The following is a 23,710-nucleotide window of genomic DNA, read 5'->3' on the forward strand; positions in this document are numbered from 1 at the left end:
TGTGGCATGAGTCGCTCGGTGGTGGGTAGCCGCTGCCATCATGAGCGATGTTCAGACGGGGACGGTGACCACGAAGGTCCCCGCGCGGTTGGACCGGCTGCCATGGTCACGGTGGCACTGGATGATCATCATTGGGCTTGGGACCGTCTGGATCCTCGACGGTCTCGAAGTGACCATCGTCGGCAACCTCTCCGCCCAGCTGGCCAAGGAAGGCAGTGGTCTGGCGATCACCCAGGCCCAGGTGGCCGGTACGGCGGCGGCCCTCTACGTGGCCGGGGCGTGCTTCGGGGCGTTGTTCTTCGGCTGGCTCACCGACAGGTTCGGCCGCAAGAAGCTCTTCATCATCACGATGGTCGTCTACCTGATCGCCACCGCGGCCACCGCACTGTCGTTCTCCGCGTGGTGGTTCTTCCTGTTCCGGTTCCTGACCGGTTTCGGCATCGGCGGGGAGTACGCCGCGATCAACTCCGCCATCGACGAGCTGATCCCGAGTCGCCACCGCGGCCGCATCGACATCGTCATCAACGGCAGCTACTGGCTCGGCGCCGCCGGTGGCGCGCTGCTGACCGTCCCGCTGCTGAACAACTTCGCGGTGAACGTGGGCTGGCGTATCGCCTTCGGCCTGGGCGTGGTCCTCGGCCTGAGCATCCTGATCGTCCGGCGGCACGTGCCGGAGAGCCCGCGCTGGCTGTTCATCCACGGCCGGGACCGGGAGGCGGAGGGGCTGGTCGACGACATCGAGGAGCGCATCGAGTATGAGAAGGGCGTCCGGCTGGAGAAGCCCGCACAGTCCATGACCATCCACCAGCGCAGGTCCATCGGCTTCGGCCGGATCGCGCACACCCTGGTCGCCCGCTATCCCAAGCGCACCGTTCTCGGCTTCTCGCTCTTCATCGGGCAGGCGTTCCTCTACAACGCCATCACCTTCGGATACGCCCAGATCCTGTCGACCTTCTTCAAGATTGACACCAACACGGGCTACTTCTTCGCCGTCATCGCCGTCGGCAACTTCTTCGGCCCGCTGCTGCTCGGCCCGCTGTTCGACAGCGTCGGCCGGATACCCATGATCTCCGGCACCTACATCCTGTCCGGTCTGCTGCTGCTCGGCACGGCCTGGCTGTTCAATCAGGGCGTGCTGACCGCGGTCACGCTGACCGCCTGCTGGTGCGTCGTGCTCTTCTTCGCCTCGGCCGGGGCGAGCGCGGCCTACCTGACCGTCAGCGAGATCTTCCCGATGGAGACCCGGGCCATGGCCATCGCGTTCTTCTACGCGATCGGCACCTTCGTCGGCGGCATCGCCGGTCCGCTGATCTTCGCCAACCTGGTCGAGAGCGGCAGGCCGGGCGACACCGCGCTGGCCTTCTCCATCGGCGCCATCCTCATGATCGCTGCCGGGCTGGTCGAGGTGTTCCTCGGGGTCAAGGCCGAACGCAGGAGCCTGGAGGACATCGCCGAGCCGCTGAGCGTCGCGGCGACCTGACGGAGCATGGAATGTCGCCCGGGGGCGCACCGCGGACCGTGGTGCGTCCCCGGGCGGTCGTGGCGTACGGCCTGCGGGTCTGCGATCCCGGCGGGGGGCTTGATACGATAGTCATTATCATTTGAGCATCTGTTCAGGAGTTTGCCCCATGAATGTCCTCACCGGTCTGGACGCCTGCACCAGCGTGGAGCCGGATGAGGACAGAGTGGCGGCGACGCGGGACCGGCTCGTCACCGCGGAGGAGGCGACCCGGCTCGCCGACCTGTTCCGGCTGCTGGGCGATCCGACCCGGGCCCGGCTGCTGTACGCGTTGCTCGAAGCCGGCGAGCTCTGCGTCTGCGATCTCACCGAGACGGTGGAGGTCAGTGACACCGCCGTGTCGCACGCGCTCAGGCTGCTACGGACCGCGGGCATCGTGACCAGCCGACGGGCCGGACGGATGATCTACTACCGTCTCGCCGACGTCCATGTCCGGCTGCTCCTCGATCTCAGCCGTGAGCACCTCCGGCACGGCTGACCCGTGCCGCCGGTTCAGACCCCGGCCGGCTCCAGCTCGGGTCCCATCGGCCGGAACGTGCGGCGGTAGGCCATCGGCGAGACGCCGATGGCCGCATGCAGGTGCTGCCTGAGTGAGGCGGCGGTGCCGAACCCCGCCCGCAGGGCGACGCCGTCCACCGGTAGGTCGCTGGCCTCCAGCAGGCGGCGGGCCAGCTCCAGCCGTTGCAGGATGAGCCACTGGCCCGGGCTGACCCCCATCTCGTCGCGGAAGCGCCGTGTGAAGGTGCGCCGGCTCATCCGGGAGTGGGCGGCCAGCTCGGCAAGGGGGAGCGGCAGGTGCAGGCGCTCCAGCGCCCAGGCCCTGGTGGCGGCGGTGGTGGCCGTGGACTCCTCGGGGATCGGGCGCTCGATGAACTGGGCCTGGCCGCCGTCGCGCCACGGCGGGACGACGCACCGGCGGGCCACGCTGTTGGCCGTCTCGCTGCCGTGGTCACGGCGGACGATGTGCAGGCAGAGATCGACCCCGGCGGCCACCCCGGCCGAGGTCAGCACATCGCCGTCGTCCACGAACAGGACGTTGGGGTTGACCTTGACCTGGGGGAACAACATCTGGAAGGGCTCGGCGTGGCTCCAGTGCGTGGTCGCCGGGCGGCTGTCGAGCAGCCCTGCCGCCGCGAGCACGTAGGCGGCGGTGCAGATCGAGACCAGCCGGGTGCCCGGCCGGATACGGGCGATCGCCTCGGCCAGCGGCTCTGGAAGCCGGCCCTCCCGGGAGATCGGGCCGAGGCGGTGGGTGGCCGGGATGACCACGGTGTCCGCGCCTGCCAGCGCCTCGGCTCCGTGCTCCACCGCGATCGAGAAATCGGCGTCGGTGCGGATCGGGCCGCCGTCGACGGTGCAGGTGATCACCTCGTAGAGCGACTCGCCGTCCGGTCCCTTGGCCGCACCGAAGATCCGGGCCGGGATGCCCAGCTCGAAGGGGATGACACCGTCCAGAGCGAACACCACGATTCTGTGCATGGCCTGATTCTTACACATGGTGAATTCAGGCCAATTTTGCCCGAGGGTGATGTCGGGATTGATTCTTTGCGATGGCGACCATGGCTTCCGTGATCCACCGGGGTATTCATCGCCATGTGATCAAATATCTGGCGGGAACGGTGGTGGTGACTCTCGGCGTGCTGGGATTCCCCGCGCCGGTGTCGGCCAGGCCGCGGTCCCTGCATCCCGGCGACTACGCGAAGCTCGTGGAGCGGCTGCAGGAACGGTTGCGGGAGCTGAAGTTCTCCCCGGGCCTGGTGAACGGCTACTACGGCGCGGAGACCCAGGCCGCGGTCTGGGCCTTCCAGAAGTCGCAGGGACTGGTGGCGCAGGACAAGGTCGGGGCGGAGACCTGGCGGGCGCTGGCCGACCCACGGCAGGTGACGCCGCTCGTCCCCGAGGGCCGGCCCCAGCGGGTCGAGATCGACCTGAGCCGCCAGCTCCTCACCGTCTACCGCCGTGACCGCCCGCTGCTCATCTCCCACGTCTCCACGGGCAGCGGGCCCTATTTCTGTCAGTACGGCTACAGCTCCAGCACGCTCACCCCGGCGGGGGACTTCCGCGTCGCCAAGCGTGCCCGGCACTCGACGGTCGACCCGATGGTGACGATGGACGAGGCGCTCTCCTTCGAAAGGGACCCCGCCATCGACTTCACGAGCGGCCTCAGGGGCGGGCTCATGGGCGTCGGAACGGACCTGGCGGGAAGGCGGCCGGGGGAGCCGCTGATTCCGGCCCCGTCGCAGCGCCCGACCTCGGGATGCGTCCGGATCCCGGCACACGTCGCCGAGTGGCTCTTCCGCATGGTCGTCGTGGGCGAACCGGTCTACGTCCGTTCCGGGCCCTAGATGATTGAGTCCAAGGGCTTCGGTCACAGTTAGTGGTCGTAGGCGATCAGGGATCGCTTGATCGGTTGTCCAGTCTTGTCGTTGTGCCAGATTGCGGCGGTCAGTGCCAGGATCCGTGTCAGTACGCGGATGATGACGCCAGCAGGAGTACGGGCACCGTGTCGTTCCAGGTCGAGCTGGCCCTTGAAGGTCTGGTTGATCGACTCGATGGTCTGCCGCAACGGCTTGAACAAGCGTGCTCCGGCCCGCTCGGGCTCACCCTTGCGGGCTGGGCGCAGCAGCCTCAGGTCACGCTCGGTGAGGGCCTGCTCGAAGGCGCGGCCGTAGTAGTTCTTGTCCGCGATGATCGTCTGACCGGGACGGGCGGCCACCATCTCGGGTGCCGAATCCAGCATCCCGAGCAGGGTCTCGCGCTCGTCGGCCTTGGCGCCGGTGAGCGCGAACGCCATCGGCAGCCCGCCCAGGGTGCACAACAGGTGCAGCCGCAATCCCCAGAAGTACCGCGAGTGGGACGCGCAGTAGCCGTACTGCGCCCACCCGGCCAGATCGCTGCGCTTGGCCGTCTCCCGGGATCGGCCGCACTCCACCGGCGTGGAGTCGACCAGCCACACGTCGTCGCTCCACAGCGAGGTGTCGGCGGCCAGCATCCTGATCATGTGCAGGACCAGGCCGGACGCTTTGCGTAGCCGCTTTCCGTACCCGGACTGCCCGGGCAGGTAAGGAAACATGTCCCTCAGTTCGGTGTGGGCATAGCGCACCCAGCGCCGCTCGGAGGTGAAGCCCAGCAGAGCCGACATCACCGCCAGTGTCACGAGTTCGGCGTCGCTGAGGGCGGGTGCGATCCCCGTTTTCGGCCGCCATGGCAGCAGGTCCGGCGATGCCTTCACCGCGTCGTCGATCTTGACATAGAGTGCGGTTGCGAGGGTGTTCAGTTCTGTCGTCACAAACGGATCTTGAACGCCCTCGCCCTATTTTCGCAGGCGATCCCTTGGACTCAATCGTCTAGACGGGCGCGTCGGACAGCGGCAGGCGCAGGATCAACCGGGCGCCGCGGCCGTCCGTGCTGTCGGCGGCGTAGAGCCTGCCCTGGTGCGACACGGCGATGTCCCTGGCGATGGGCAGACCCAGCCCCGTCCCTCCGGCGTCGCGGCTGCGCGCGGTGTCCAGGCGGGTGAACCTCTGGAAGATCCGGTCTCGCTGGTCGGCCGGGATGCCGGCGCCGTCGTCGGTGACCTCCAGCACGGCCTCGCCGTCTTCGCTGCCGAGGTGGACCGCGACCGCGTCGGCCGCGTGCCGGTCGGCGTTGGCGAGCAGGTTGGCCAGTAACCGCGACAGCTGGAGCCTGTTGCCCTGGACCACCACGTCGGGCTTGAGACGGAGCTGGATCTTGTGCCGGTACGGCTGCCGCTTCACCTCGTCGGTGACGAACCGGGCGAGGTCGATCCGCTCGGGCGAGTCACGCGCCCCGGCGTCGAGGCGGGCGAGCAGGAGCAGGTCCTCCACGATGGTCTGGAGCCGCTCGGCGTCGGCCAGTGCGGACCGCATCGTCTGCGCCGGGTCTTCGGCCTCGGGGTCGGCGAGCGCCAGTTCGAGCTTGGTGCGCAGCCCGGTCAGCGGGGTGCGCAGCTCGTGCGAGGCGTCGGAGGCGAACCGGCGCTGGATCTCCACGGCCCGCTCCAGCCGGTCGATGGTCGTGTTGATGGTCTGGGTGAGTCCCCGCATCTCGTCCTCCCGTTTGCCCACGGTCATCCGCCGCCGCAGATCGGAGGTATCGGTTATCTCGGCCATCTCACTACGGATCCGTTGCACCGGCGCCAGGGCCCGGCCGACCGTCCGCCAGACGCCCCAGGTGAGCAGGGTGAGCAGCGCGAGGGAGAGGCCGGCCATCGCGACCTCCAGGATGGGGCGGGTGATCAGGGGCGGCTGAGGCCTCGCCGCGTAGATCATGACGTCGCCGTAAGGGGAGTGGAGGTACCGGTAGCCCACGGTGACGAAGCACGCCCGCGGGCCTCCGGGAGTGCTCGTGCAGGATGCCTCGTCCACCCGGCTCTCACCGTCGACGGGCCATGTCCTGCTGATCGCGGGCTGACCTTTCATCATCGGGCTGGACGCGAGGACCCGGCCGTCGCGGGCGACGACCTGGAGACGGCCGACCTGGTCCGTAGGGAGCGTATCGACCGGCGGCCCCTTGCTGACGGCCTTGTACGCCGTCTGTGCCGCCGCCGCCACGCTGTCGGTGGTCTCCTGCAGCTCCCTGGCACGCACGGCCAGCGACGTCGTGAGCGACCCGATCCCCAGCATCACCGCGAAGACCAGGAAGGCGGTCAGCGTCGCTCGGCCCTGGATCGAGCGCGGCCATCGCGGTGAAACCACATTTCCCTCCGGAAATCTACTCTTCACCTACTTATAGGTGGAGAGTGTTCATCCAGGAGTAAAGGCGTTCTATGGTCTTATGCCCGTTTAGTCGGAAAGATCGGTGGTGGTGAGCTCACCGCGGGAGGCGACGCCGAGCTTCGGATAGGCCTTGTAGAGGTGGTAGCCGACCGTACGGGGGCTCAGGAAGAGCTGAGCTGCGATGTCCCGGTTGGACAGGCCCTGCGCCGCCAGCCGGACGATCTGCAGCTCCTGCGGTGTCAGCCGGGCCAGCAGGCCGGGCGCGGGCGCGGCGGGCGCGACGGACCCGGTGGCGCTCAGCTCCGCACGCGCCCGGCCGGCCCACGGCCTGGCCGTCAGGCGTTCGAAGGTCTCCAGCGCGCTGCGCAGATGGGCGCGGGCCTCGGCCTTTCTCCGGGTACGGCGGAGCCACTCGCCGTAGAGCAGTTCGGTCCTGGCCCGCTCGAAGGGCCGGCCGTCGAGCTTCAACGCCGCGGTGAAGTGCTCCTCGGCGTCTTCGAGGAGAGCCCGGCAGCGCAGTACCAGGGCCTCGGCCCACGGCTGGCGCGTGCGGCCGGCCCACTCCCGGTAGCGCGCGAAGGCGTCGGCCGCGCGTTCCGGGGTGCCGAGCCGTACGGCGGCCTCCACCAGGTCGGGCACGCACCGCGTCGCGGACACGTGGTGCCCGCCGGCCATGGGGCCGAGCCGGGAGAGCGCGGCCTCCACCCGGCCGTGGCCGAGGTCGAGCATGCCCAGCGCCCAGACCGTCCACTGGGTCCCCGCGGAGCCGTCCGCCAGGGCCTCGCCCACCAGCAGGTGGCAGCGCTCGTCGTCGCCCTCGATCGCGGCGAGGTAGGCCAGGAGGCTGTTCATCTGGCTGGCCCACTGCCGCTGCCCGGTGTCACGCGCGATGCGCAGGCTCTCGGTGGCGGTGGTCAGCGCGTCCCGGTGCCGTCCCTGGAAGAGCTCGGTCTCGGCGAGGAAGAAGAGCAGCGTCGGCAGCACCCCGATGGTGCCCATGGTCCGGGCCTCGGCGACCAGCGACGCGGCGGTCTCGTGGACCTCTCCGTCCTGCCCGGCGGCGAGCCCGACCCCGCAGGCCTGAACCAGGTCGTTCGGTCCGTGCGCGCCCGCCCGCCGGGTCTCGGCGACCACCTCGGTCAGCGACGGCGGGGCGTCCCGCCGGGACAGGACCGCCGTGACGAACCCGACGACCGGCGTGATCGGGTCGTCGTCCGGGAGGTTCAGGGCGTCGAGCCTGGCCACGGTGCGGTCGAGCTCCGGCCCGCCGAGGTACCACGCGGCGTGCACCGCCTGCGTCAGCATCCGCGCCGCCCGGGCGCCGTCGGCCGTCGCGGCACCCTCCAGCAGCGCCTCGTGCGCGGTGCGCGGCGACCCGCGCAGGAAGTCGGCGGTCGCCCGGACGTGCGTGAGCCGTGCCCACAGCGCCGGATCGCCGGACTCCTCGGCGGTCAACGTGCCGAGCTGCTGGGCGCCCTGCTCGGCGAGCGTGCCGGCCCGGTCCAGCTCGCCGGCCCAGACCGCCCGCTCCGCGGCCAGCGCCAGCCGCCGCGTCCGGGTGCCGGGATGCGCGCTCAGCCGTGCCGCCCGCTCGTAGGCGGTGGCCGCGGCGGCGTAACCGCTCCGGCCGCTCGCCCGCGCGGCGGTCCGTTCCAGCTCGGCGGCCACCTCCTCGTCCGGGCCGGTCGCGGCCATGGCCAGGTGCCAGGCACGCCGGTCGGCGTCGTCCGGCCCGCTGAGCGAGGCGGCCAGCGCCTTGTGCACGGCCAGCCGCAGGCTGGGCGGTATCCCCTGGTAGACGGCGGCCCGGACCAGGGGGTGCCGGAAGGTCATGGTGCCCTCGCTGACCCTGACCAGCCCGGCGCTCTCCGCCGGATGGAGGTCCTCGAGGAAGTCGCCGAACCCGGCCGCCGCCCGCAGCACGACGTCCAGATCACCGGTGTCCTCGGCCGCGGCCACCGCCAGCAGTCCCTGCGTCGCCTCCGGAAGCCGCCGGACCTGGCCGAGAAAGGCGTCCTGGACCCGGCTGGTGAGCGGCAGCGCCGTACCGTCGGCGGGGGCCGCGGCGGGCAGCTCGATCAGCGCGAGCGGGTTGCCCCGCGCCTCGGCCAGCACGCGGTAGCGGACGACCGGGCTGATGCCGGGGCCCAGCAACGCCGCGGCGGCCGGGGCGTCCAGCCCCTTCACCTCCAGCTCCGCCATTCCCGGCGCGGTGAAGGGCTCCCGTGCGGCGATGACCAGCGCGACCCCTTCGGCGTCCAGCCGCCGTGCGGCGAACAGCAGGGCGTCGGTCGAGGCCCGGTCCAGCCACTGGGCGTCGTCCACCAGCACCAGCAGCGGGCCGTCCTCGGCCAGCTCCGACAGCAGGGAGAGCACGGCCAGACCGACCAGCAACCGGTCCCCTGCCTCCACGGAGGCCAGCCCGAACGCGGCCCGCAGCGCCCGCTCCTGCTGCTCGGGCAGCGCCCCGACCCGGTCGAACACCGGCCGGAGCAGCAGGTGCAGCCCGGCGAACGGCAGTTCGGCCTCCGACTCCACCCCGGTCCCGCGGATCACCCGCAGGCCCTCGGCGACGCCGGCCGCGTAGTCCAGCAGCGCCGTCTTGCCGATCCCCGGCTCACCCCGGACGAGCAGGGCGCCGCTCCGGCCCTCCCGGGAGTCCGCCAGCAACCGGTCGATGACGGCCTGCTCGGCGCCCCTCCCATGCAACATGCCTTAAACCCTACTTAAAGGACGATCAGGCGCCCGCGCAGGAGTCGTGGGTGGCGTCGAAGCCCTTGAGGCTGTCGGTGTCGTCCTGCCGGAGGGGCTTGATCCCCTTCCAGTCGTCGCCGATCGTCAGGATGAGCCGCGCCGTGGTGGCCCGGGGCACGGACAGGCCGGTGGACGCGAGCAGGTCACGGGTGAGGGTCGGCGCTCCGGGAGCGCCGTTCGGCGAGTAGGCGATCGTGGTCTTCCGGTACGGCTTGCGCGGCGCATCGCCGATCTTGGCGATGTGGTAGCCCCGCTCCTCCAGCTGGACGGCCACCAGCGAGGCCAGGCCGGAGCGGCTGGTCCCGTTGCGCACCTCGACCTGGATCTTCGACCGGGACACCTTGGACTGGCCGCCCTTGACCCCGGAACCGGCGACCGTCTTGTCCCGGGCGACGATCTGGAAGAGCTTCTTGCTCTGCGGCTCGACCCACTCCACCCGGCCGGGGTAGGTGACCGAGTAGCGCCAGGGGGTGGTGATGAAGTGGATCTGCCCGGCGGCCAGGCCCTGGGCGCTGGTCGCCAGGTCCTTCATGACGAGGGGGGTGAGCCCGGGGTCGGTGGTGACGGACTTGGTGGCCGCGTCGAGGAAGCCGAAGAGCCTCGTGGGGTCGGTGAGCGTCTCGCCGCTCATCACCTTCTTGACCATGGACGCGATGAACATCTGCTGGCGCTGGATGCGTCCGATGTCGGAGCCGTCGCCCAGGCTGTAGCGGGCCCGGACGTAACCCAGAGCCTGCTCGCCCTTGAGCGTCTGCCGGCCCGCGGGCAGGGTGAGCAGGGCCTTCTTGTCGTGGATCGGCTCGGGCACGCAGACCTCGACCCCGCCGACCGCGTCGACCATGCCCTTGAAACCGGTGAAGTCGACCTTCACGAAGTGGTCGATGTGGATGCCGGTGAGCGACTCGATCGTCTTCCAGGTGCAGGTGATGCCGCCGGAGTTGAACGATTCGTTGATCATTCCCAGATGTGCCCGCTGACCGGGGAGCCCCGGCTTGGCCCGGCACTCCGGGAGCTGGACCATCGAGTCCCGGGGGAAGCTGACGACCATAGCGTTGTCCCGTTTCGGCGAGATGTGCGCGAGCATGATCGTGTCGGTCCGCTCGCCCGGGAACTTGCCGTACTTGGCGTTCTTGCCGCCACGCTGGTCCGACCCGACGACCAGGACGTTCAGCGCCTTGGTCGCCGTCTTGACCGGGCGGGTGCCCAGGTCCTCCTTCGGGACGTCGATGTGTTTGACGTTCCCGGCCAGCTTGGCGTAGACCCCGCCCACCGTCGCCGCCACCGCCACCGCGATGACGGTGACCACCGCCACCACCCACCACAGCCACCTGCGGCGGCGCGGGCGTGGGCTCCGCTTCGCGGGCCCGGTGGGTGCGTCGATCAACCCGCTGCTCACGTGACTCCTGATGGGATGGGCCATGGCATGCGCCCATGGCTGAGGAGCCGGATTCCGGCCGTCGCCGAGTGTACTAATCCTCTATAAGAGGCAGATAAGAACCCGCAATTATCCCTTCTGTGACAGATCATCCAGTAAGGGGGAATCGGCGAAATCCGCCCCCGCAGCGGGCTGTCCGGCTGACCGTTTCGCGGGTCTCTGTTACGATCCGCCGATGATTATCCGAGATGGCGGGCCTGATGATGTCCCGGCGGTCCTGCAGATGTTCGACAGCGCGGTGGCATGGCTGACCGCGCAGGGCCGTACCGGCCAGTGGGGCAGCGTGCCGTTCTCCACCGACCCGGTCCGTGTCGAGCGGGTCACCTCCTGGGCGGCCGACGGCGGGATGCGCATCGCCGAGATCGACGGCGAGCCGGCCGGATGCCTGGTCGTCGGACCCGCGATGACGTACGTCTCCCCGGCCCCCGAGCCGGAGCTGTACGTCCAGGTCCTGGTCATCGACCAGCGGTTCCACGGCCATGGCGTCGGCTCCGTCCTGCTGGAGCGCGCCGTCGCCGAGGCGGTGGGGCAGGGGGTCTCGCTGGTCAGGGTCGACTGCTACGCCGGCGACGACGGCCGGCTGGTGAAGTACTACGAGAGCCAGGGCTTCACCAGGGCCGAGACCTTCATGGTCGGCGAGTGGCCCGGTCAGGTCCTCCAGATGCGCCTCCCCGCCGGAACCGCCTGACCTCGGGGACATGCCGGAGTTCGCCGGGCGGTCCAGAGCGGGGCGCCCGTCTCTCCGGCGGGCAGAAGCAGCGGCCGGCCATCGCCCGTGACCTCATCCCGCGTCGCCTGAGCCCAGCGGGTAGATGCGGAGCCAGTCGACCTCCATCCAGGCCTCTCCCGGGCTGCCGTGACCGGGGAACCAGTCCAGTTGCAGGCAGGGCGACATCGTGTTCCGGACCGACCTGGACGAGCGGAACCATTCCTGCCCGTCGAGGTAGCCGACCACCCCGCTGGGGCTGTTCTCCACCGCGTAGGTGTGCCAGTCGGTCATGTCCACCTCGGAGTAGGACTGCTCCTCCCCCTCGGGGGTCTGCAGGTAGAAGTTCGCCCGCCACTTGCCCGGCCGGTCCATGACTCCGAGGAAGTCGATCTCCTCACCGGTGGTGCTCTGCACGCCCCCGCCGCCACTGTCCGGCCACAGCAGGGCGATGGGATGGTAGGAATCCGCTCCCTCGTACATGCGGACACGGGTCTCCCAGCGTCCGTACGTCCGGCTGTGGCGGGCGCCCAGCCCGGCCGTGGTGCCGTCGGCGCGGCCGTACAGGTAGAGCGACCCCTTCCCGATGAAAAGCTGGTCGGGAGAGCGCCGGCCCTTGTTGTCGTGCCCGGGCGAGTCGTAGACCACCCAGTCGGCCGGGTCGAGGTAGTCGTCGAACTCCGCACACCAGACCGGCGTTCCCCAGCCGTGGGTGCCGGCGGCGCTGGGCTCACCGGACGGTCCGCTCGGCTCGGCCGGGTCGGGTGAGCCGGTGGAGTCGACGGAGCCCGTGAGATCGGCGGAGGGAGAGCAGGGAGCCGCTCCGGCGGTGCCGGAGGTCACCTCACCCTGCGCGGCGCTGAGGGTGCCCACCGTCAGCGTGACCACCATGCTCAGTACGGCCAGCCGTACGTGCGATCGAGAGATCATGATTTCTTCTCCCAGGATCTGGCGCAGAGCGACGACGGACTGAAGCTCCAGCAGCCGGCCCTGACCGGTGCCGGAGCCCACGGGACGGACGCGCTCGGCAGAAGGACGGGACGGGCCGGGGGCGGCGCGAAGGCCCACTGAGGCACCGTCCGCTGTTTGGCGTTCAACGGGTCCGCGGCGAACAAGGTGCGGCTGCGCCATGGCGCGAGACTCCAGCACGAGGCGTCCTGAGACAGGCACAGGTCCGTGGAGGAGACGTGTGCCAGCGGTGGCAGCGGAAGGACGGCCCGGACCGCTGGGGACGGCAGCGCGTTGAGAGGCTGGGGAGTCTCCGGTTCCGCCGCCGGCTTCTCGACGCGGGCGTCAGGAACGGGGGTGGTGGTCGGGCCCGCCGTGGGCCGTGCCGTCTGTGCCGGCGGAACCGGTTTCAGAGGTGCGGACTGCGGAACCGTGCGGGGGGTGTCGCCGGTCGGGCTCGGCGCGGCCCTGGCCGGCTCCTTCGTCGCCGCCGGCTTGGACGTGGGGCGCGGAGTGGCGGGCCGGGGCGCCGTGCGCCTGGCGCTGGGGGCCGGATCCGGCGCGGGTCCCGACGTCTCCTTCGGGGAGGCCGGTGCGGTGGTCACACCCCGCTGGGCCGTGTGCGCGGGCGCGGGATCGTCGTTTGAGGCCGGACCCGGGGTGGCGGAGGGCGGGGCCGTGGTGGGAGCGGTGGGCTTGTCGCTCTTGTCGGGCGCTGGAGGGTCGCTTCTGGCCGGTACCGGGTCCGGTGTCCCGTCGGCTCCGGAGATTTTCGCCCGCGCCGAGGTGCTCTTGACCGGTGATCGCATCTGCTCCGTCGTCGGCGTTTCCTGGGCCCGCGCGACCTCCGGCGGTCTCTCCTCGGCGTCGGCGGACTCGTCGTCCGGTGGGACCTCCACGCGTGAGAGCGAGGGCTGCTCGGCCATGACGGGAGGGTCGGCCGCCGGTGCGGTCGTCGCCGAGGTGCCGGACCAGCCGGGATCCGCCATGGCGGACCAGGGCTGGGCGATGATCGCGCCGGTCGTCGCGGACACCCCTGCCAGGAGGAGACCGGAGACCAGGGTGACGCGCCGGGGTGAGTTGCGTGGGGGCATGAACGGTCTTCCTCGGACTAGGGGGTGGGCTCGGGGCCGGAGAGGGGCTTCCATCCCGCCGCGGTGAACTCGGGAGTGCCGGGCATGGCGACCTCGGGCGCCGCGGTGGCGGCGGGGTCGGGGATGTTGACCCAGTCGCCCACGCCGCGCATGCCGGGTTCCCAGGTCATGAGCAGGCTCATGGCGTACGGGCTGGAGTAGGTCGGGTCGGTGTCCTGGGTGCCCTTGGTCGCCGTCACCTGGACCAGAAGGGAGACCTGGACCTGGTCCTTGGCGCGGGTCTGCCACTGGACCCCGATCGTCTTCGTCTGCATGGCGGCCCCGTCGGGGAGCTTCCCGGCCTTGGGCAGCCCGAGGGTCTCGCGCCACCCGGCGACGGCGGCCCGCGCCCCGGCCCGGGCCGCGTCCTGCTGCTCCGGCGGAGCGTACAGAACCGCTGCCTGCTCGGCCTGGACGGCGTCCAGCGTCCACGCCGCCTCCAGCGCGGCCGCCGCCGCCGAGACCGCCCCCAGGTCGGTGTGGGGGAACCCGACGGGATAGCCGCCGTCGCCCTTGTAGCCGGAGGGCGGAGCGAGCGCGACGGTGCCGGAGGTGGCGTCCACGGTCCGGGCCGTCGTGGGGACGGGTGCCGGCCGGAGGAGCTGCCACCCGCCGACCGCCAGGAGGATCGCCCCCACGATCGAGACGACCACGATGATCATCCGCCGGGAGCCACGCCCAGGAGGGCCCAGATCCCAGTCGAGCACGGGGTCCTCGGACATTGGCGACACTAGTGGCTCCGGTCGGGGCGCACGCCGAACGACTGGCCCGCGGCGGCCGCCAGACGCAGGTACGCGCCCCGGGTGGTGGACTGGAGACGGACCAGGTCGACCTCCGCGCCCTCCTTGAGGTGAGGGTCGTAGGGAACGCGGATCACGGCGCGGCAGCGGGAGTTGAAATGGCGTTCCAGCAGCTCCACATCCACGTCCGACTTGGCTTCCACGGCGTTCAGCACGACGATGGCGTTCTTGACCAGGTCCGCGTAGCCGTGGGCGGTGAGCCAGTCGAGTGTCGCGGCGGCCGAACTCGCTCCGTCCACCGCGACCAGGCTGACCAGCACGATCTGGTCGGCAAGCTCCAGCGTCGCCCCCATGGCCCCGTGCAGCAACCCGGTCCCGCAGTCGGTGATGCAGATCGAGTAGTAGCGCTCGATGAGCCCGGCGACCGTACGGTAGTCCTCGGCGTTGAACGCCTCGCTGACGGCGGGGTCGGTGTCGGACGCGAGGACCTCCAGCCGGGCGGGTGACTGGGAGGTGAAGGCCCGCGCGTCCGCGTAGCGGACGATGTGGGGGGCCTCGGCGAGCAGGGTGCGGATCGTCGCGGCCGTCTCGGATTTGACCTTGATACCGAGGGTTCCCCGGTCGGGGTTGGCGTCGATCGCGATGACCCGGTCACCCCGCAGAGAGGCCAGCGTGTTGCCCAGGGCCACGGTGGTCGTCGTCTTGCCGACCCCGCCCTTGAGACTCATGACCGCGATCCGGTGGTGCCCGCTCGCCACGGGGGCCTGGGCCTGGGCCATGAGCGTGCGGCGTTCGACCTCTGTGGCCGACTCCCCGGGGATGATCCTCCCACCGGAGAGCTGCCAGACAAGGCGCCGCCACCCGCCGGTGGGCTCGTGACGCCGGTTGATGAGCAGATGTTCGGCGGTGAGCGGAACCGTCTCCTGGAACTGCTCCGCCGTGGCCGGCGGCGAGGACTGGGTCTGCGGGGACGTGTCCGTCATGGCCAAGGGTCCTTTCGAAAGAACGTGCACAGAGCAGATGGGACGGAGCCGTCAGCAGGTGAGCCAGCGCACCGTCGTAGTGATCGAGTCGGTGGGGCCGTGGAAGGTCAGCGGAGCGGTGACAGTGGCGGGGACGCCGCACCAGCGGCGGATCCGGAGGGCGCGCAGGTTGATCACGTCCGTGCGCCCCTGCTTCAGGGTGCCGCTGGACGGGGTCACGGACAGCCCCGGTGCCGTTATCCGCCATTCCAGGGTCTTCTCGGAGACGGTGAGGAGCAGGCTGCCCTGACCGAACTCGTCCAGCGTCACCACGGGTGGGATCTGCACGCGTTCGGCGAGCCCGTTCTGGACGGCGGGGGCGGGGACGGCGTCACCGGTCGTGACGGTCTGGGTGGTGGAGGACTGCATGGCGCTCGGCGATCCCTGACCTCCGATGACGGGTCCCAGAAGGTTCATTCCCGTCACGGTGCCCGTCGCGCCCGCGACCACGATGATGGTGATCTTTATGGTCGTGCTCCGGACCCGTTCCCCCGCCCACGCGAGGGCCTCCGCGAACCGGACGCCGGGGCCGAACCGCACCCCTTCCGGCTCGCCGATCGATCCGGCGTACGCCTTGACCGCGGGCACCCGCGCGTCACCGGACCTGCCGGGGACGGCGGGGATGGCGGGGTTGGTGGCGGTCACGTCGTCCGTACGGGAAAGCACCTCACGCGCCCGCGCCTGGGAGAGCAGCGCGTCGTAGAGGGGGGTGTCATGTCCGGGTGCCGAAGGTGCCGAAGGTTCCGAAGGCGCCGGGGATATCGGGGATGTCGGGGGCGCGGACGGCGGGCGGGTCCGGCGGGCCGGCAGGGACGGGAGCGTGGAGCGGTCCGGCAGCACGGGACGGTACGGAAGCGTGGAGCGGTCCGAACGGTCGGCGCGGCGCGGCCGGTCCGAGGGAGCAGGCCGGGCGGGGTGGTGGGGTGTGGAGCGGTCCGGCTGGACGGGAAGGTAGGGAAGCGTGGAGCGGTCCGAGCGGGCGGGTCTCACCGCCCTGCCGGGCTGGGTCTCCTCCTGCGGCCTCTCGGGGGCGCCGGGATCCGGTTTCGGGGCCGGTGTGGTGCCGACCCTGGGCAGGGGCAGCTTCACGGGGGGCGGGAGGGAGCCGAGGAGCCGTTTCCTCATCTTGGCGGTGAGGGGGGAGATCCTCGGGTTGGAGATCATCTGCGGGACCGTGTAGCGGATGTTGATCGGCCGTATGCACGCGGAGCACGTGATCATGTGAGACAGCAGGTCCGTGCGGGCGCTCTCGAACTCGGCGGGCGAGAGCGTCCGCAGCTCCTCGGCCTCCTCGGATCTCTCGGGCTCCTCGGGCTCCTCGGGCTCGCCGAACTCCCCGGGCTCTGCGGGCTCCCCGAGTCCCCCGGGGAACAGGACGTCGGCCAGCGGGGAGAGCTCAGGACAGGTATGGCGGTCGTGAACGATGGCGTCCAGCCCGCTCACCAGGGTCTCGATCAGATCCTGGGTGCGCGTCGCGAGCCTGGCGACCTCCTCCGCGGGCATCGCCAGGACGTGCGAGAGATCAACGGCTGTCAGTTCGTGGCGGTACATCAGCCTGAGCGTCTCGGTGCCCAACGGGTCGACGATCGTCCAGACGCGCGTTATCAGCCGGACGTCCGGCATACCCGGCCCGGACTCCGGCACGTACTGCTCCCGGTATCCGGGGGCGGCGCGGCAGTCCTGCCGCAGCGCGGCCAGCAGCCGCCCCCGTGCCGTGATACCCCTGGGTGCCGGCTGGGCCTGGCAGGCGGCCAGCACGGAGGCGACCGCCGCCGGTGCCCGGTCCGGCGCCAGGTGGTAGACGGCATAGTCCATCAGGTGCGCGCCGTGCTCGCCCACCCAGGCCGCCGCCCCCTGGCCGGGACCGGGCACGGCGCGCCCAGCTCCAGGGGAGGTGCTCATGGGCCGGTGTACTCCGCCTGATCCGGGTCGATCTGGCCGGTGCCGGGCTGTACGGCCTGGCCCTGCTGGATCTGGCGGGTGTCAGGCTGTACGGCCTGGCCCTGCTGGATCTGGCGGGTGTCAGGCTGTACGGCCTGGCCCTGCTGGATCTGGCGGGTGTCAGGCTGTACGGCCTGGCCCTGCTGGATCTGGCGGGTGTCAGGCTGTACGGCCTGGCCCTGCCGGACCTGGCCGGTGTCAGGCTGCCCCGCCGGCTCCAACCGGGTCTGCCCGGTGTCGGGCTGTGTGCCCTGGCCCGGCTCGACCTGACCGTTGCCGGACGGCGCGGGCGGCAGGGTGGAGGGGTTCGTCACCACGAGTTCCAGGTTCCGCTCGGGCAGCCCGGTCAACTTGGTCCAGTTGCTGACCTGGCCGGCGGGCGGGTCGGCGTAGAGCCAGCGGATGAAGGCGGGCCACTGGCACGAGTCGCGAGGTATGGCAGGGCTGCCGCCCTGTGACCGGTCGAGTGCCTGAAGTTCGGCGGCTGAGTAGTCCCGGCACGGGGGGGTGCCGGGCGGGGCGATGTTGAGGTCCCACACGCCGTTCTCATCGGTGTAGCGCATGTTCTTGTCCAGCCCCAGGGCCTCTTGGGCCCGCCGGAGGAGCTCCGGGTCCTGGAAGATCGGCAGGGAGTCGCCGCCCCCGGTGACCTCGCCGTTCGGAGCCTGCGGCGTGGTGGGCTGCGCGTTTCCGTTGGGAGCCTGGGAGGGGTTCTGGGGGTCGGGGGTGGGGAGCTGCGCGTTCCCGTCGGGGTTCTGGGGGTCGGGGGTGGGGAGCTGCGCGTCCTGGGACGGACCCGTCGACGGGGAGGTCTCCGGTGCCGGCTGGGAGGGCTTGGCCGTGGTGGACGGCCGGGTCGGCCGGGTGGTGGATGAGGGATCCGGACGGTGGTGCCCGCGGGTGTGCGAGGGCCTCGGAGTCGCGGGGGACCGGGGTGGCTCCGCGGTGGCGGACGGCGTGTCCGGCTTCGCCGTGCCCGTCGGTGTCGTGGGCTGGGTGGTGTCCGTCGGGCCGCGCCTGCCCGACGGCCGTGCCGGGCTGGGCGTCGGCTGCTTCTCCGGAGCCTGGACCTGGACCTGCTTCGCGGGCTGCTCGATCTTGCTGCCGCTCTGCGCGATGTCGCCGCCGACCTTCTTGGTCGGCGCGGGGGCGGGCTCGCGGACCGACTTCGCCACGGGAGCCTGGACTTGCGGGGCGGGGTCCGGAGCGTTCTGCACCGGCGCCGCGCGACGTTCGGGGGCGGGCTGTCCCGCGGTCGAACGCTTGGGCTCCGGAGCCGAGGACGCCTCTTTGGGCGAGGTCGTCGCCACCTTATCGGGACTCCCAGGACGTTGGAGGGGGGCGACGGCACCGGCCAGCACGGCGAAGGAGACGCAGCCTCCCCCGCTGCCGCTGACCGCGTGCCCGTCGACGGTGGCGGTCAGGCAGACCCGCGGATCCTTGGAGCCGGTGTCCTTGATCGTGCTGCCCTCGCCGGCTCCGGAGATCGAGGCCGCCTGGCCCCCGCCGACCGGCCCGCGGGAGGTCCACGCCTGCGCGCTGTCGTCGAGGTGGTACGTACCCGCGGCCAGGCGCATCGTGCTCCCCTCGACGGGCTGCGCGCGGGCGGCGATGACGGCTCCCAGCCCGGCACCGGCCCCGAACACGCCGATGGCGATACTCGCGGTGATCACCGTCGCCCGTGAGGGTTGACGTGAGGGTGTCATTATGGATGTTCCTCTTCTTCCAGGGGGGTGTCAGTCGCCGTGGCTCTCCAGGACATCGCTCCACTCGCCCAGCACGCGGACGGGCTCGGTGGAGCCGGCGGGAGGGACATGGGCTACGTACATGCGTCCGTAGGTCGCGCTGACGGAATGGGTGAAGGCCTTGTTCGCGGTGCGGATGGCGGCCGACCCCTTGAGGCTGACCTTCGCGCCCACCCGCTGAGCCCTGCGGGCGTCGACGGAGCGGGCCGCGTACCAGATCAAGGCGCCGCCGTCGCTGGTCCTCAGCGCGCGCACCGGGCCCTCCTGCCGGTAGGAGAGCCGGAGGGTCCAGCCCGCCTCCTCCAACTGGGCGCGCTCCTGCTGCCAGAACTGCACGACGTCGCTGGTCCAGGGCCCGTCGGCGAACATCGGGTCCGGCTCGGCGCCGGCCATGCTGGCCAGGTGGGCGGCGGCGACCTGGCGCGGGGTCGCGAGCAGTCCGGGGGCGTTCTCCGGCAGGCTCGTGGCGTAGCCGTCGGCGTCGGTCGCGATCTTGGGGAGCCGGGCGGGAGTGGCCTGCGTGTCGGCCGCGGACGCCACCAGCCGCCAGCCGGCGGGGGTGGAGCTCATCAGGTCGAAGACCCGGGCGATCCCCGGTCTGTAACAGATCGCCACGAACCAGTCGGGGGTGCCGTCGACATGCCGGGGAGCCCACACCTTCGGGTTGGGCCACACCCCCCACGCCACCCCGGTGCCCTCCAGCCGCGCGGTCTTGAAGCTCGCCCGGGACATCTCCAGCGCGAGCCCGTGCTCCAGTCTCCCCATCGCGACCTGGTTCAGCGCGATCTGCGCCTTTGACAGCCCCCGCTGGTAGCGGCCGTGGATGCCGTACATCTGCTTGAAGGAGAGCTGGGGGGACCCGGCCCCGGCCGAGGACTCGACGGACGGGGGGACCGTGACCCTGGCCCTCGCCTCTTCGGTGGCGACCGTCCTCGGGTTGAGGGGCGGTGGCGGCGTGCTCTTGCCGTCCGGTGCCGGGGCGGAGGGCTTTGGTGTGCCGGTGGCGCCCGGAGGGGAGGGGGCCGGTGTGCCCTTGGCCGCCGGCGCGGATCCGGAGGGGTCCGGTGTCGCCGAGGGAGGAGCCGCTGTCCCGGACGGCTGAGGGGTCGGATTGGCGACCAGGGCCCGTGATTCGGAGGGACTCCTCATGACGAGCCAGACCCCCGACGCGACGAAGATCAATAAAATTGCCCCGAACAGAATGACCTTCCGCCAATCGAATGCGTCGAGCCGTTCGGGGTGCCAGTCGGGTGCGTGACCCCATTCATGATCGGCGGAAGCGTCACCACGGCCAGAGGGCCCAGCCTGCCTGTCTGGGAAATCTGATGCGCGCCATGACATAGGTCCAAATATTAGACTGACCGTGATCTATTGGGAAGGTAAAGGGGTCGAGTAATCGGCACTTATGGCTATTGGTTTATAAATAATACATAAGCCATAATAGGGTCCGTCCGAAATTAGGGCCACGGTGACCTGTGATTTCGTAACAAACAGGTCATATCGTTACCTCTCCCTGGGTTTGCGTCTCCCCGTTGTTTTTGATCACCGCCTGTCGCCTCCCCGTTGATCTGCTATTTCCCCGGCGATGGCCGGCGTTCATCTCGCGTTGATTTTCCGGCTGACCGGACAAGTCGTAAGAGCAGGGCTGTGGAATCGTTTTCACATACGGATTGCCGCCGGGCTCTCGCCGTGCCGGTTATGAATGGCCTTCACATATTCGCGGGGACGTCCCGGCGGTGAAATGAGGTTTCGGTCGTGCCGGGGCTCCGTGCCGCCGGCCCTGGCGCCCGGTGGCGATGACCGGCTGACGGGCGCACCGGCCGGTCGGCCTCCGATCCCGTGCGTACGGCCCACCGGTCCCTGTGCCCGGAGGGGCGCGGAGTAGGCTGAAAGCGACGCCGGGCACCTACGCGGCGCCTCCTTCACGTGGACGGCAGATCGATGGCGAACAGTGAGCCGACATGCGAGCTCCATCTCCGGATGGCCGGACAGTCGCGCGATCTGATGCTCCGCCTGCACGGTGCCGAACCCACCGAAGACGAGGTGGCAGGGTGGATGCAGGATGGTTCGGTGATCCGTCTTGAGGTCTCCGAGGCGGGGAGCCACCAGGTGCCGCACAGCATGCTGGTGAACTTCGGCAGCGTCGCCTTCGCCTGGCTCGTCCCCTTCAGTGCGGGCAGAAATGTGATGTTCTGACCTCGAACGTTCCGTCGGCCGCCGCTCTCGCCCGTGCCACGTCGGCCGAGGTGGCCGACCGGCCTCCGGACACGGCGGTAGATCGGCCTGTAGCTCGGCTGACAGACGAGTGCCCCTGAAAAGAGGGCTGACACGTAACAGATCGGTTGCGACGCGGACCGGCCGGTGAGGCCCTGTGAGGAACGCCGCGCGGGCGGAACCGGTGCCGGGCCGAGCGGAATCCGTGTGACCGGGTATGACCTCTTTGAGGACAACCAGCACGGGGGCTGCCATGACCGTCTACACGCTGTCGATCGTCGAAGGCGACGTCGACCACATCCCGTCGGGGAAGGACATCTTCTCGCCCGGCTCCCCGATCACCTTCGAGGACCTGGACCCCTCCACCCTGGTGTGGCTGACGGAGCACGGCTACGAGGAACCGGGCAGGAAGGTCGTGGTCACCCCGGTGGACGGGAGCCTGAACGGGTTACGTGTGATCGCCTCCCGGGAGGTGGACCTCTGAATGCCGGCTACCGCCCGGGTGCCGGCAGCCTCGGCCGCCGCGCCTCGCGGGTGATCGGCCGGGGCCGTGCCCGTCCGCAGGGTGGTCGTGCCGTCGGCTGTGCCGTACCCCGCCGGGAGTGCCGCCGTCTCGCAGCCGCTGCCTCACTCGCTCATACGTACTTCCGCACACGGTGGTCCGCTATCGGAAGGTCAGCCATGGAGAGCGGAGTCACAGCATGAACGGCGAGACGGTGGCCCTGCTCTTCGACGTGGTCAGGATGCTGGAGGAGAGCATCGCGGCTCGCGACTGCCCGGCCATGGTGGTCATGGACGGTGAGCGCCGGCTGGTGCTCAGCGACGACGGCTATCTCCTCGACGAGCCGGCCGCAGCCGCCTTCGAAAGCAGGGCCGCCGCCAAGGCCCGGGAGGTCGGCGCCACGCGATGGGTGCTGGCCGTCCCCCAGGTCTGGATCTTCAAGCCGCCCAACACGGTCGCCATGCGGCCGGTCTCCAACCACCCCCTGCGCGAGGACGAGCAGGAAGCGATCACCTGGATGAGCTGTGACCGCGACGAGGGCGTGGACTACGGGCGCGTCACCTACGCCCGGCCCGGTGGCGAGCCGGTCTTCGACGATCCCGAGGTGTTCACCGTGGGAGTCCAGCCGCATCGGAGCATGCCGGGTTTCAAGATGCTCCAGGCCTACCTCGCGGACCAGCCGGACAGCTGACCGGGCGTCCGCGACTACGGCGGCAGATGGCCGCCTACCGTGGCGCGACCGGACTGGACATGCCGCTCGGTGCGCTCGTCGTCTTCCTCTCCGCCTGGCGGTCGATCTACGGCGCGGTGGCACTGGAGGTCTTCGACCATTTCGCCCCGTTGATCACCGACCAGGAACCCATGTTCGAGCTGCTGATGGGGGACCTGCTCACCCGGTTGGGACTGGCGGCCGAGTATCGCGCTCCCACACCGGCCTGACCGGCTCCCACCGGCACGATCGTCTTGGGTTCCGAGCTCATCGAGCCGCTGCGCCCGATGCCTCCACGTTCGCCAGGCCGAGTGGGCCAAGACCACGCCCCTGGCCACGGACTCGGTCCGTGAGGAGCTGAGCTGAGCCTCTCCGGCTGCCGATTCGGACTCGGTCCGTGAGGAGCTGAGCCTCTCCGGCTGCCGGCTCGGCTGACGCGACCGCTGGGCCGTCCCCTCCATCCCCTCGCCTGGGCTGTGGCCGTCTGGTCGACAGACGACCTGTGTGTCCCAACTTGTCGTAGATGATCCCTTGACATCCACGGAGACGACGAGTTAGCGTCCTCGAAACCTGAAATTAACGTTCACGTTAACGTTAATGCCAGGCCCGGGAATTGCCTACGGGAAGGACGCCTTGAGCGTGGAGACGACCCATGTCCCGGCTGACGAACTGCGCCGTGCACTGATCGCGGCAGATCCGAAGCTTTCCAAGTTCAACCCGCTGCCGCGCATACTCGCATTCGACGAGTTCAACACCGGAACGCATGGCTGGTGCGAACTCATCGGCAACCACGACGGCCACGGAAATCTCGACACGGTCGATGTGCACATGCGCGACTTCCGACCGCCGCAGATCAGTTCGTGCGATTTCTTCGACATCGGAACCCACGGCGCGATGAGCGGTAACTACGCCCTGAAGGTCGCCACCCGGCCGGTGACCGGCCACACCGCCGTCGCGATCCGCCGCCTGACCATGGCGCAGCGCGGAGTCGTGCAGTTCGAGACGTACTTCACCTACAAGAGCGAGGCGGTGACCGAGGAGTCGTCGCTCGGCAACAGCTTCGGCGACGTTGTCTGGGACGGGAACCTGCACCCGTCCGAGGCCCAGTTCGGTGCGTTCACCGTGGCCACCGACCTCTGTGACGGCGATGGCATCCGCTACCACTGCGTCGCGCGCTACCAGAACACCGACCTGGAGAACAGGTTCACCCGGCGCTGGGTCTACCCCGTGGTGCCCGAGCCGACGCCCCGGGAGAACCTGTACAACCAGGAGAACCTGACCCCCACCGAGGACTTCACCGCCCCCAACCCCGAGGACTGGCACGCGCTCGACGAGGAGCCGCAGTTCCTCTGCTACAACGAGGTCCCCACCAAGGTCAATTGGCATTATCTGCGCTGGCAGTTCGACACCCGAACCCGGACGAATATCGAGCTTCAGGTCAACGACCGAATCATGGACATGCGCGATGTTCCGGTCCCGCAGTATCCGGACAAGTATGACGGCCTGGAGAACCTGCTGAATTTCTACGTGAGCGTGCGCACCCATTCTCCGGTGCGTAACTTCCTTTTCCTTGATTCCGCACTGATTTCCGTGGATTGGTGAA

21 protein-coding genes are annotated in these 23,710 nt (G+C 70.1%); 9 read left to right on the plus strand and 12 right to left on the minus strand.

The annotated features are described in order from the left end of the window. The first annotated feature begins 40 nt into the window (after positions 1 to 40). Together FHR32_RS14500 and FHR32_RS14505 are read left to right on the plus strand one after the other, a co-directional pair. Entirely contained in the window at positions 41 to 1,480 is a 1,440-nt protein-coding gene (locus FHR32_RS14500; RefSeq protein ID WP_184754784.1) for an MFS transporter, read from the plus strand. A gap of 148 nt (positions 1,481 to 1,628) precedes the next feature. Beyond that, a complete protein-coding gene (locus FHR32_RS14505) occupies positions 1,629 to 1,997 on the plus strand; it encodes an ArsR/SmtB family transcription factor (protein ID WP_184754785.1) in 369 nt (122 codons plus the stop codon). Between the two features lie 14 nt (positions 1,998 to 2,011). On the opposite strand, the gene FHR32_RS14510 is transcribed toward FHR32_RS14505, so the two are convergent. Then, complete coding sequence (locus FHR32_RS14510) at positions 2,012 to 2,998, minus strand: GlxA family transcriptional regulator (protein WP_184754786.1); 987 nt, start codon at positions 2,996 to 2,998, stop codon at positions 2,012 to 2,014. 80 nt (positions 2,999 to 3,078) lie between these two features. On the opposite strand from FHR32_RS14510, the gene FHR32_RS14515 reads away from it, so the two are divergent. Continuing rightward, entirely contained in the window at positions 3,079 to 3,864 is a 786-nt protein-coding gene (locus FHR32_RS14515; RefSeq protein WP_184754787.1) for a L,D-transpeptidase family protein, read from the plus strand. 29 nt (positions 3,865 to 3,893) lie between these two features. On the opposite strand, the gene FHR32_RS14520 is transcribed toward FHR32_RS14515, so the two are convergent. From FHR32_RS14520 to FHR32_RS14535, 4 genes are all read right to left on the minus strand, one after another. Beyond that, positions 3,894 to 4,808 (minus strand): IS982 family transposase, encoded by a 915-nt coding sequence (locus FHR32_RS14520; RefSeq protein WP_184752293.1) that lies wholly within the window; start codon positions 4,806 to 4,808, stop codon positions 3,894 to 3,896. Between the two features lie 58 nt (positions 4,809 to 4,866). Further along, complete coding sequence (locus FHR32_RS46680; protein ID WP_184754788.1) at positions 4,867 to 6,237, minus strand: sensor histidine kinase; 1,371 nt, start codon at positions 6,235 to 6,237, stop codon at positions 4,867 to 4,869. An 87-nt stretch (positions 6,238 to 6,324) separates the two neighbouring features. Then, positions 6,325 to 8,970 carry a helix-turn-helix transcriptional regulator gene (locus FHR32_RS14530; RefSeq protein ID WP_184754789.1) on the minus strand — a complete coding sequence of 882 codons (2,646 nt, stop codon included), beginning with the start codon at positions 8,968 to 8,970 and terminating at the stop codon, positions 6,325 to 6,327. 25 nt (positions 8,971 to 8,995) lie between these two features. Beyond that, positions 8,996 to 10,408, minus strand: a complete 1,413-nt coding sequence (locus tag FHR32_RS14535; protein ID WP_312882343.1) for an LCP family protein — start codon at positions 10,406 to 10,408, stop codon at positions 8,996 to 8,998. A gap of 214 nt (positions 10,409 to 10,622) precedes the next feature. Between FHR32_RS14535 and FHR32_RS14540 the strand changes: the two genes are divergently transcribed. After that, complete coding sequence (locus tag FHR32_RS14540; protein ID WP_184754791.1) at positions 10,623 to 11,135, plus strand: GNAT family N-acetyltransferase; 513 nt, start codon at positions 10,623 to 10,625, stop codon at positions 11,133 to 11,135. A 93-nt stretch (positions 11,136 to 11,228) separates the two neighbouring features. On the opposite strand, the gene FHR32_RS14545 is transcribed toward FHR32_RS14540, so the two are convergent. From FHR32_RS14545 to FHR32_RS14575, 7 genes are read right to left on the minus strand one after another with little or no spacing between them, the layout of a single operon-like run. Then, positions 11,229 to 12,083 carry a glycoside hydrolase family 16 protein gene (locus tag FHR32_RS14545; RefSeq protein WP_184754792.1) on the minus strand — a complete coding sequence of 285 codons (855 nt, stop codon included), beginning with the start codon at positions 12,081 to 12,083 and terminating at the stop codon, positions 11,229 to 11,231. Continuing rightward, complete coding sequence (locus tag FHR32_RS14550) at positions 12,080 to 13,195, minus strand: hypothetical protein (protein ID WP_184754793.1); 1,116 nt, start codon at positions 13,193 to 13,195, stop codon at positions 12,080 to 12,082. Before FHR32_RS14550 ends, FHR32_RS14545 begins: the two co-directional genes overlap by 4 nt. A gap of 17 nt (positions 13,196 to 13,212) precedes the next feature. Further along, a complete protein-coding gene (locus FHR32_RS14555; RefSeq protein ID WP_184754794.1) occupies positions 13,213 to 13,956 on the minus strand; it encodes a hypothetical protein in 744 nt (247 codons plus the stop codon). A gap of 8 nt (positions 13,957 to 13,964) precedes the next feature. Then, entirely contained in the window at positions 13,965 to 14,957 is a 993-nt protein-coding gene (locus FHR32_RS14560) for a MinD/ParA family ATP-binding protein (protein ID WP_184754795.1), read from the minus strand. Positions 14,958 to 15,008: 51 nt separating this feature from the next. After that, positions 15,009 to 16,898: a hypothetical protein gene (locus FHR32_RS14565; RefSeq protein ID WP_184754796.1), complete on the minus strand. Its 1,890-nt coding sequence runs from the start codon at positions 16,896 to 16,898 to the stop codon at positions 15,009 to 15,011. Further along, positions 16,895 to 18,643, minus strand: a complete 1,749-nt coding sequence (locus FHR32_RS14570) for a hypothetical protein (protein WP_184754797.1) — start codon at positions 18,641 to 18,643, stop codon at positions 16,895 to 16,897. Before FHR32_RS14570 ends, FHR32_RS14565 begins: the two co-directional genes overlap by 4 nt. A gap of 30 nt (positions 18,644 to 18,673) precedes the next feature. Next, entirely contained in the window at positions 18,674 to 19,831 is a 1,158-nt protein-coding gene (locus FHR32_RS14575; protein ID WP_184754798.1) for a DUF8094 domain-containing protein, read from the minus strand. A 792-nt stretch (positions 19,832 to 20,623) separates the two neighbouring features. Here FHR32_RS14575 and FHR32_RS14580 point away from each other — a divergent pair. The 5 genes from FHR32_RS14580 to FHR32_RS14600 all read left to right on the plus strand — a co-directional run bounded on the left by FHR32_RS14580 (position 20,624) and on the right by FHR32_RS14600 (position 23,709). Then, positions 20,624 to 20,878 (plus strand): hypothetical protein, encoded by a 255-nt coding sequence (locus tag FHR32_RS14580; RefSeq protein WP_184754799.1) that lies wholly within the window; start codon positions 20,624 to 20,626, stop codon positions 20,876 to 20,878. A gap of 271 nt (positions 20,879 to 21,149) precedes the next feature. Next, positions 21,150 to 21,380 carry a hypothetical protein gene (locus FHR32_RS14585; RefSeq protein ID WP_184754800.1) on the plus strand — a complete coding sequence of 77 codons (231 nt, stop codon included), beginning with the start codon at positions 21,150 to 21,152 and terminating at the stop codon, positions 21,378 to 21,380. A gap of 217 nt (positions 21,381 to 21,597) precedes the next feature. Continuing rightward, the gene (locus FHR32_RS14590; RefSeq protein WP_184754801.1) at positions 21,598 to 22,089 is read left to right on the plus strand and encodes a hypothetical protein; all 492 of its coding nucleotides are present in this window, start codon (positions 21,598 to 21,600) and stop codon (positions 22,087 to 22,089) included. A 26-nt stretch (positions 22,090 to 22,115) separates the two neighbouring features. Next, positions 22,116 to 22,337 (plus strand): WHG domain-containing protein, encoded by a 222-nt coding sequence (locus FHR32_RS14595; protein ID WP_184754802.1) that lies wholly within the window; start codon positions 22,116 to 22,118, stop codon positions 22,335 to 22,337. 409 nt (positions 22,338 to 22,746) lie between these two features. Further along, positions 22,747 to 23,709, plus strand: coding sequence for a DUF6772 family protein (locus tag FHR32_RS14600; protein ID WP_221465407.1), 963 nt, complete (start codon positions 22,747 to 22,749; stop codon positions 23,707 to 23,709). Position 23,710: the final 1 nt, after the last annotated feature.

The sequence above is a fragment of the Streptosporangium album genome (assembly GCF_014203795.1).
Taxonomy (GTDB): Bacteria; Actinomycetota; Actinomycetes; order Streptosporangiales; family Streptosporangiaceae; genus Streptosporangium; species Streptosporangium album.

What these genes read in the sequence shown, in the direction of transcription:
- FHR32_RS14500 (WP_184754784.1), top strand. Translation starts at nt 41, where the DNA reads ATGAGCGATGTTCAGACGGGGACGGTGACCACGAAGGTCCCCGCGCGG.
- FHR32_RS14505 (WP_184754785.1), top strand. Translation starts at nt 1,629, where the DNA reads ATGAATGTCCTCACCGGTCTGGACGCCTGCACCAGCGTGGAGCCGGAT.
- FHR32_RS14510 (WP_184754786.1), bottom strand. Translation starts at nt 2,998, where the DNA reads ATGCACAGAATCGTGGTGTTCGCTCTGGACGGTGTCATCCCCTTCGAG.
- FHR32_RS14515 (WP_184754787.1), top strand. Translation starts at nt 3,079, where the DNA reads ATGGCTTCCGTGATCCACCGGGGTATTCATCGCCATGTGATCAAATAT.
- FHR32_RS14530 (WP_184754789.1), bottom strand. Translation starts at nt 8,970, where the DNA reads ATGTTGCATGGGAGGGGCGCCGAGCAGGCCGTCATCGACCGGTTGCTG.
- FHR32_RS14540 (WP_184754791.1), top strand. Translation starts at nt 10,623, where the DNA reads ATGATTATCCGAGATGGCGGGCCTGATGATGTCCCGGCGGTCCTGCAG.
- FHR32_RS14545 (WP_184754792.1), bottom strand. Translation starts at nt 12,083, where the DNA reads ATGATCTCTCGATCGCACGTACGGCTGGCCGTACTGAGCATGGTGGTC.
- FHR32_RS14550 (WP_184754793.1), bottom strand. Translation starts at nt 13,195, where the DNA reads ATGCCCCCACGCAACTCACCCCGGCGCGTCACCCTGGTCTCCGGTCTC.
- FHR32_RS14555 (WP_184754794.1), bottom strand. Translation starts at nt 13,956, where the DNA reads ATGTCCGAGGACCCCGTGCTCGACTGGGATCTGGGCCCTCCTGGGCGT.
- FHR32_RS14560 (WP_184754795.1), bottom strand. Translation starts at nt 14,957, where the DNA reads ATGACGGACACGTCCCCGCAGACCCAGTCCTCGCCGCCGGCCACGGCG.
- FHR32_RS14565 (WP_184754796.1), bottom strand. Translation starts at nt 16,898, where the DNA reads ATGAGCACCTCCCCTGGAGCTGGGCGCGCCGTGCCCGGTCCCGGCCAG.
- FHR32_RS14570 (WP_184754797.1), bottom strand. Translation starts at nt 18,643, where the DNA reads ATGACACCCTCACGTCAACCCTCACGGGCGACGGTGATCACCGCGAGT.
- FHR32_RS14575 (WP_184754798.1), bottom strand. Translation starts at nt 19,831, where the DNA reads ATGAGGAGTCCCTCCGAATCACGGGCCCTGGTCGCCAATCCGACCCCT.
- FHR32_RS14580 (WP_184754799.1), top strand. Translation starts at nt 20,624, where the DNA reads ATGGCGAACAGTGAGCCGACATGCGAGCTCCATCTCCGGATGGCCGGA.
- FHR32_RS14585 (WP_184754800.1), top strand. Translation starts at nt 21,150, where the DNA reads ATGACCGTCTACACGCTGTCGATCGTCGAAGGCGACGTCGACCACATC.
- FHR32_RS14590 (WP_184754801.1), top strand. Translation starts at nt 21,598, where the DNA reads ATGAACGGCGAGACGGTGGCCCTGCTCTTCGACGTGGTCAGGATGCTG.
- FHR32_RS14595 (WP_184754802.1), top strand. Translation starts at nt 22,116, where the DNA reads ATGGCCGCCTACCGTGGCGCGACCGGACTGGACATGCCGCTCGGTGCG.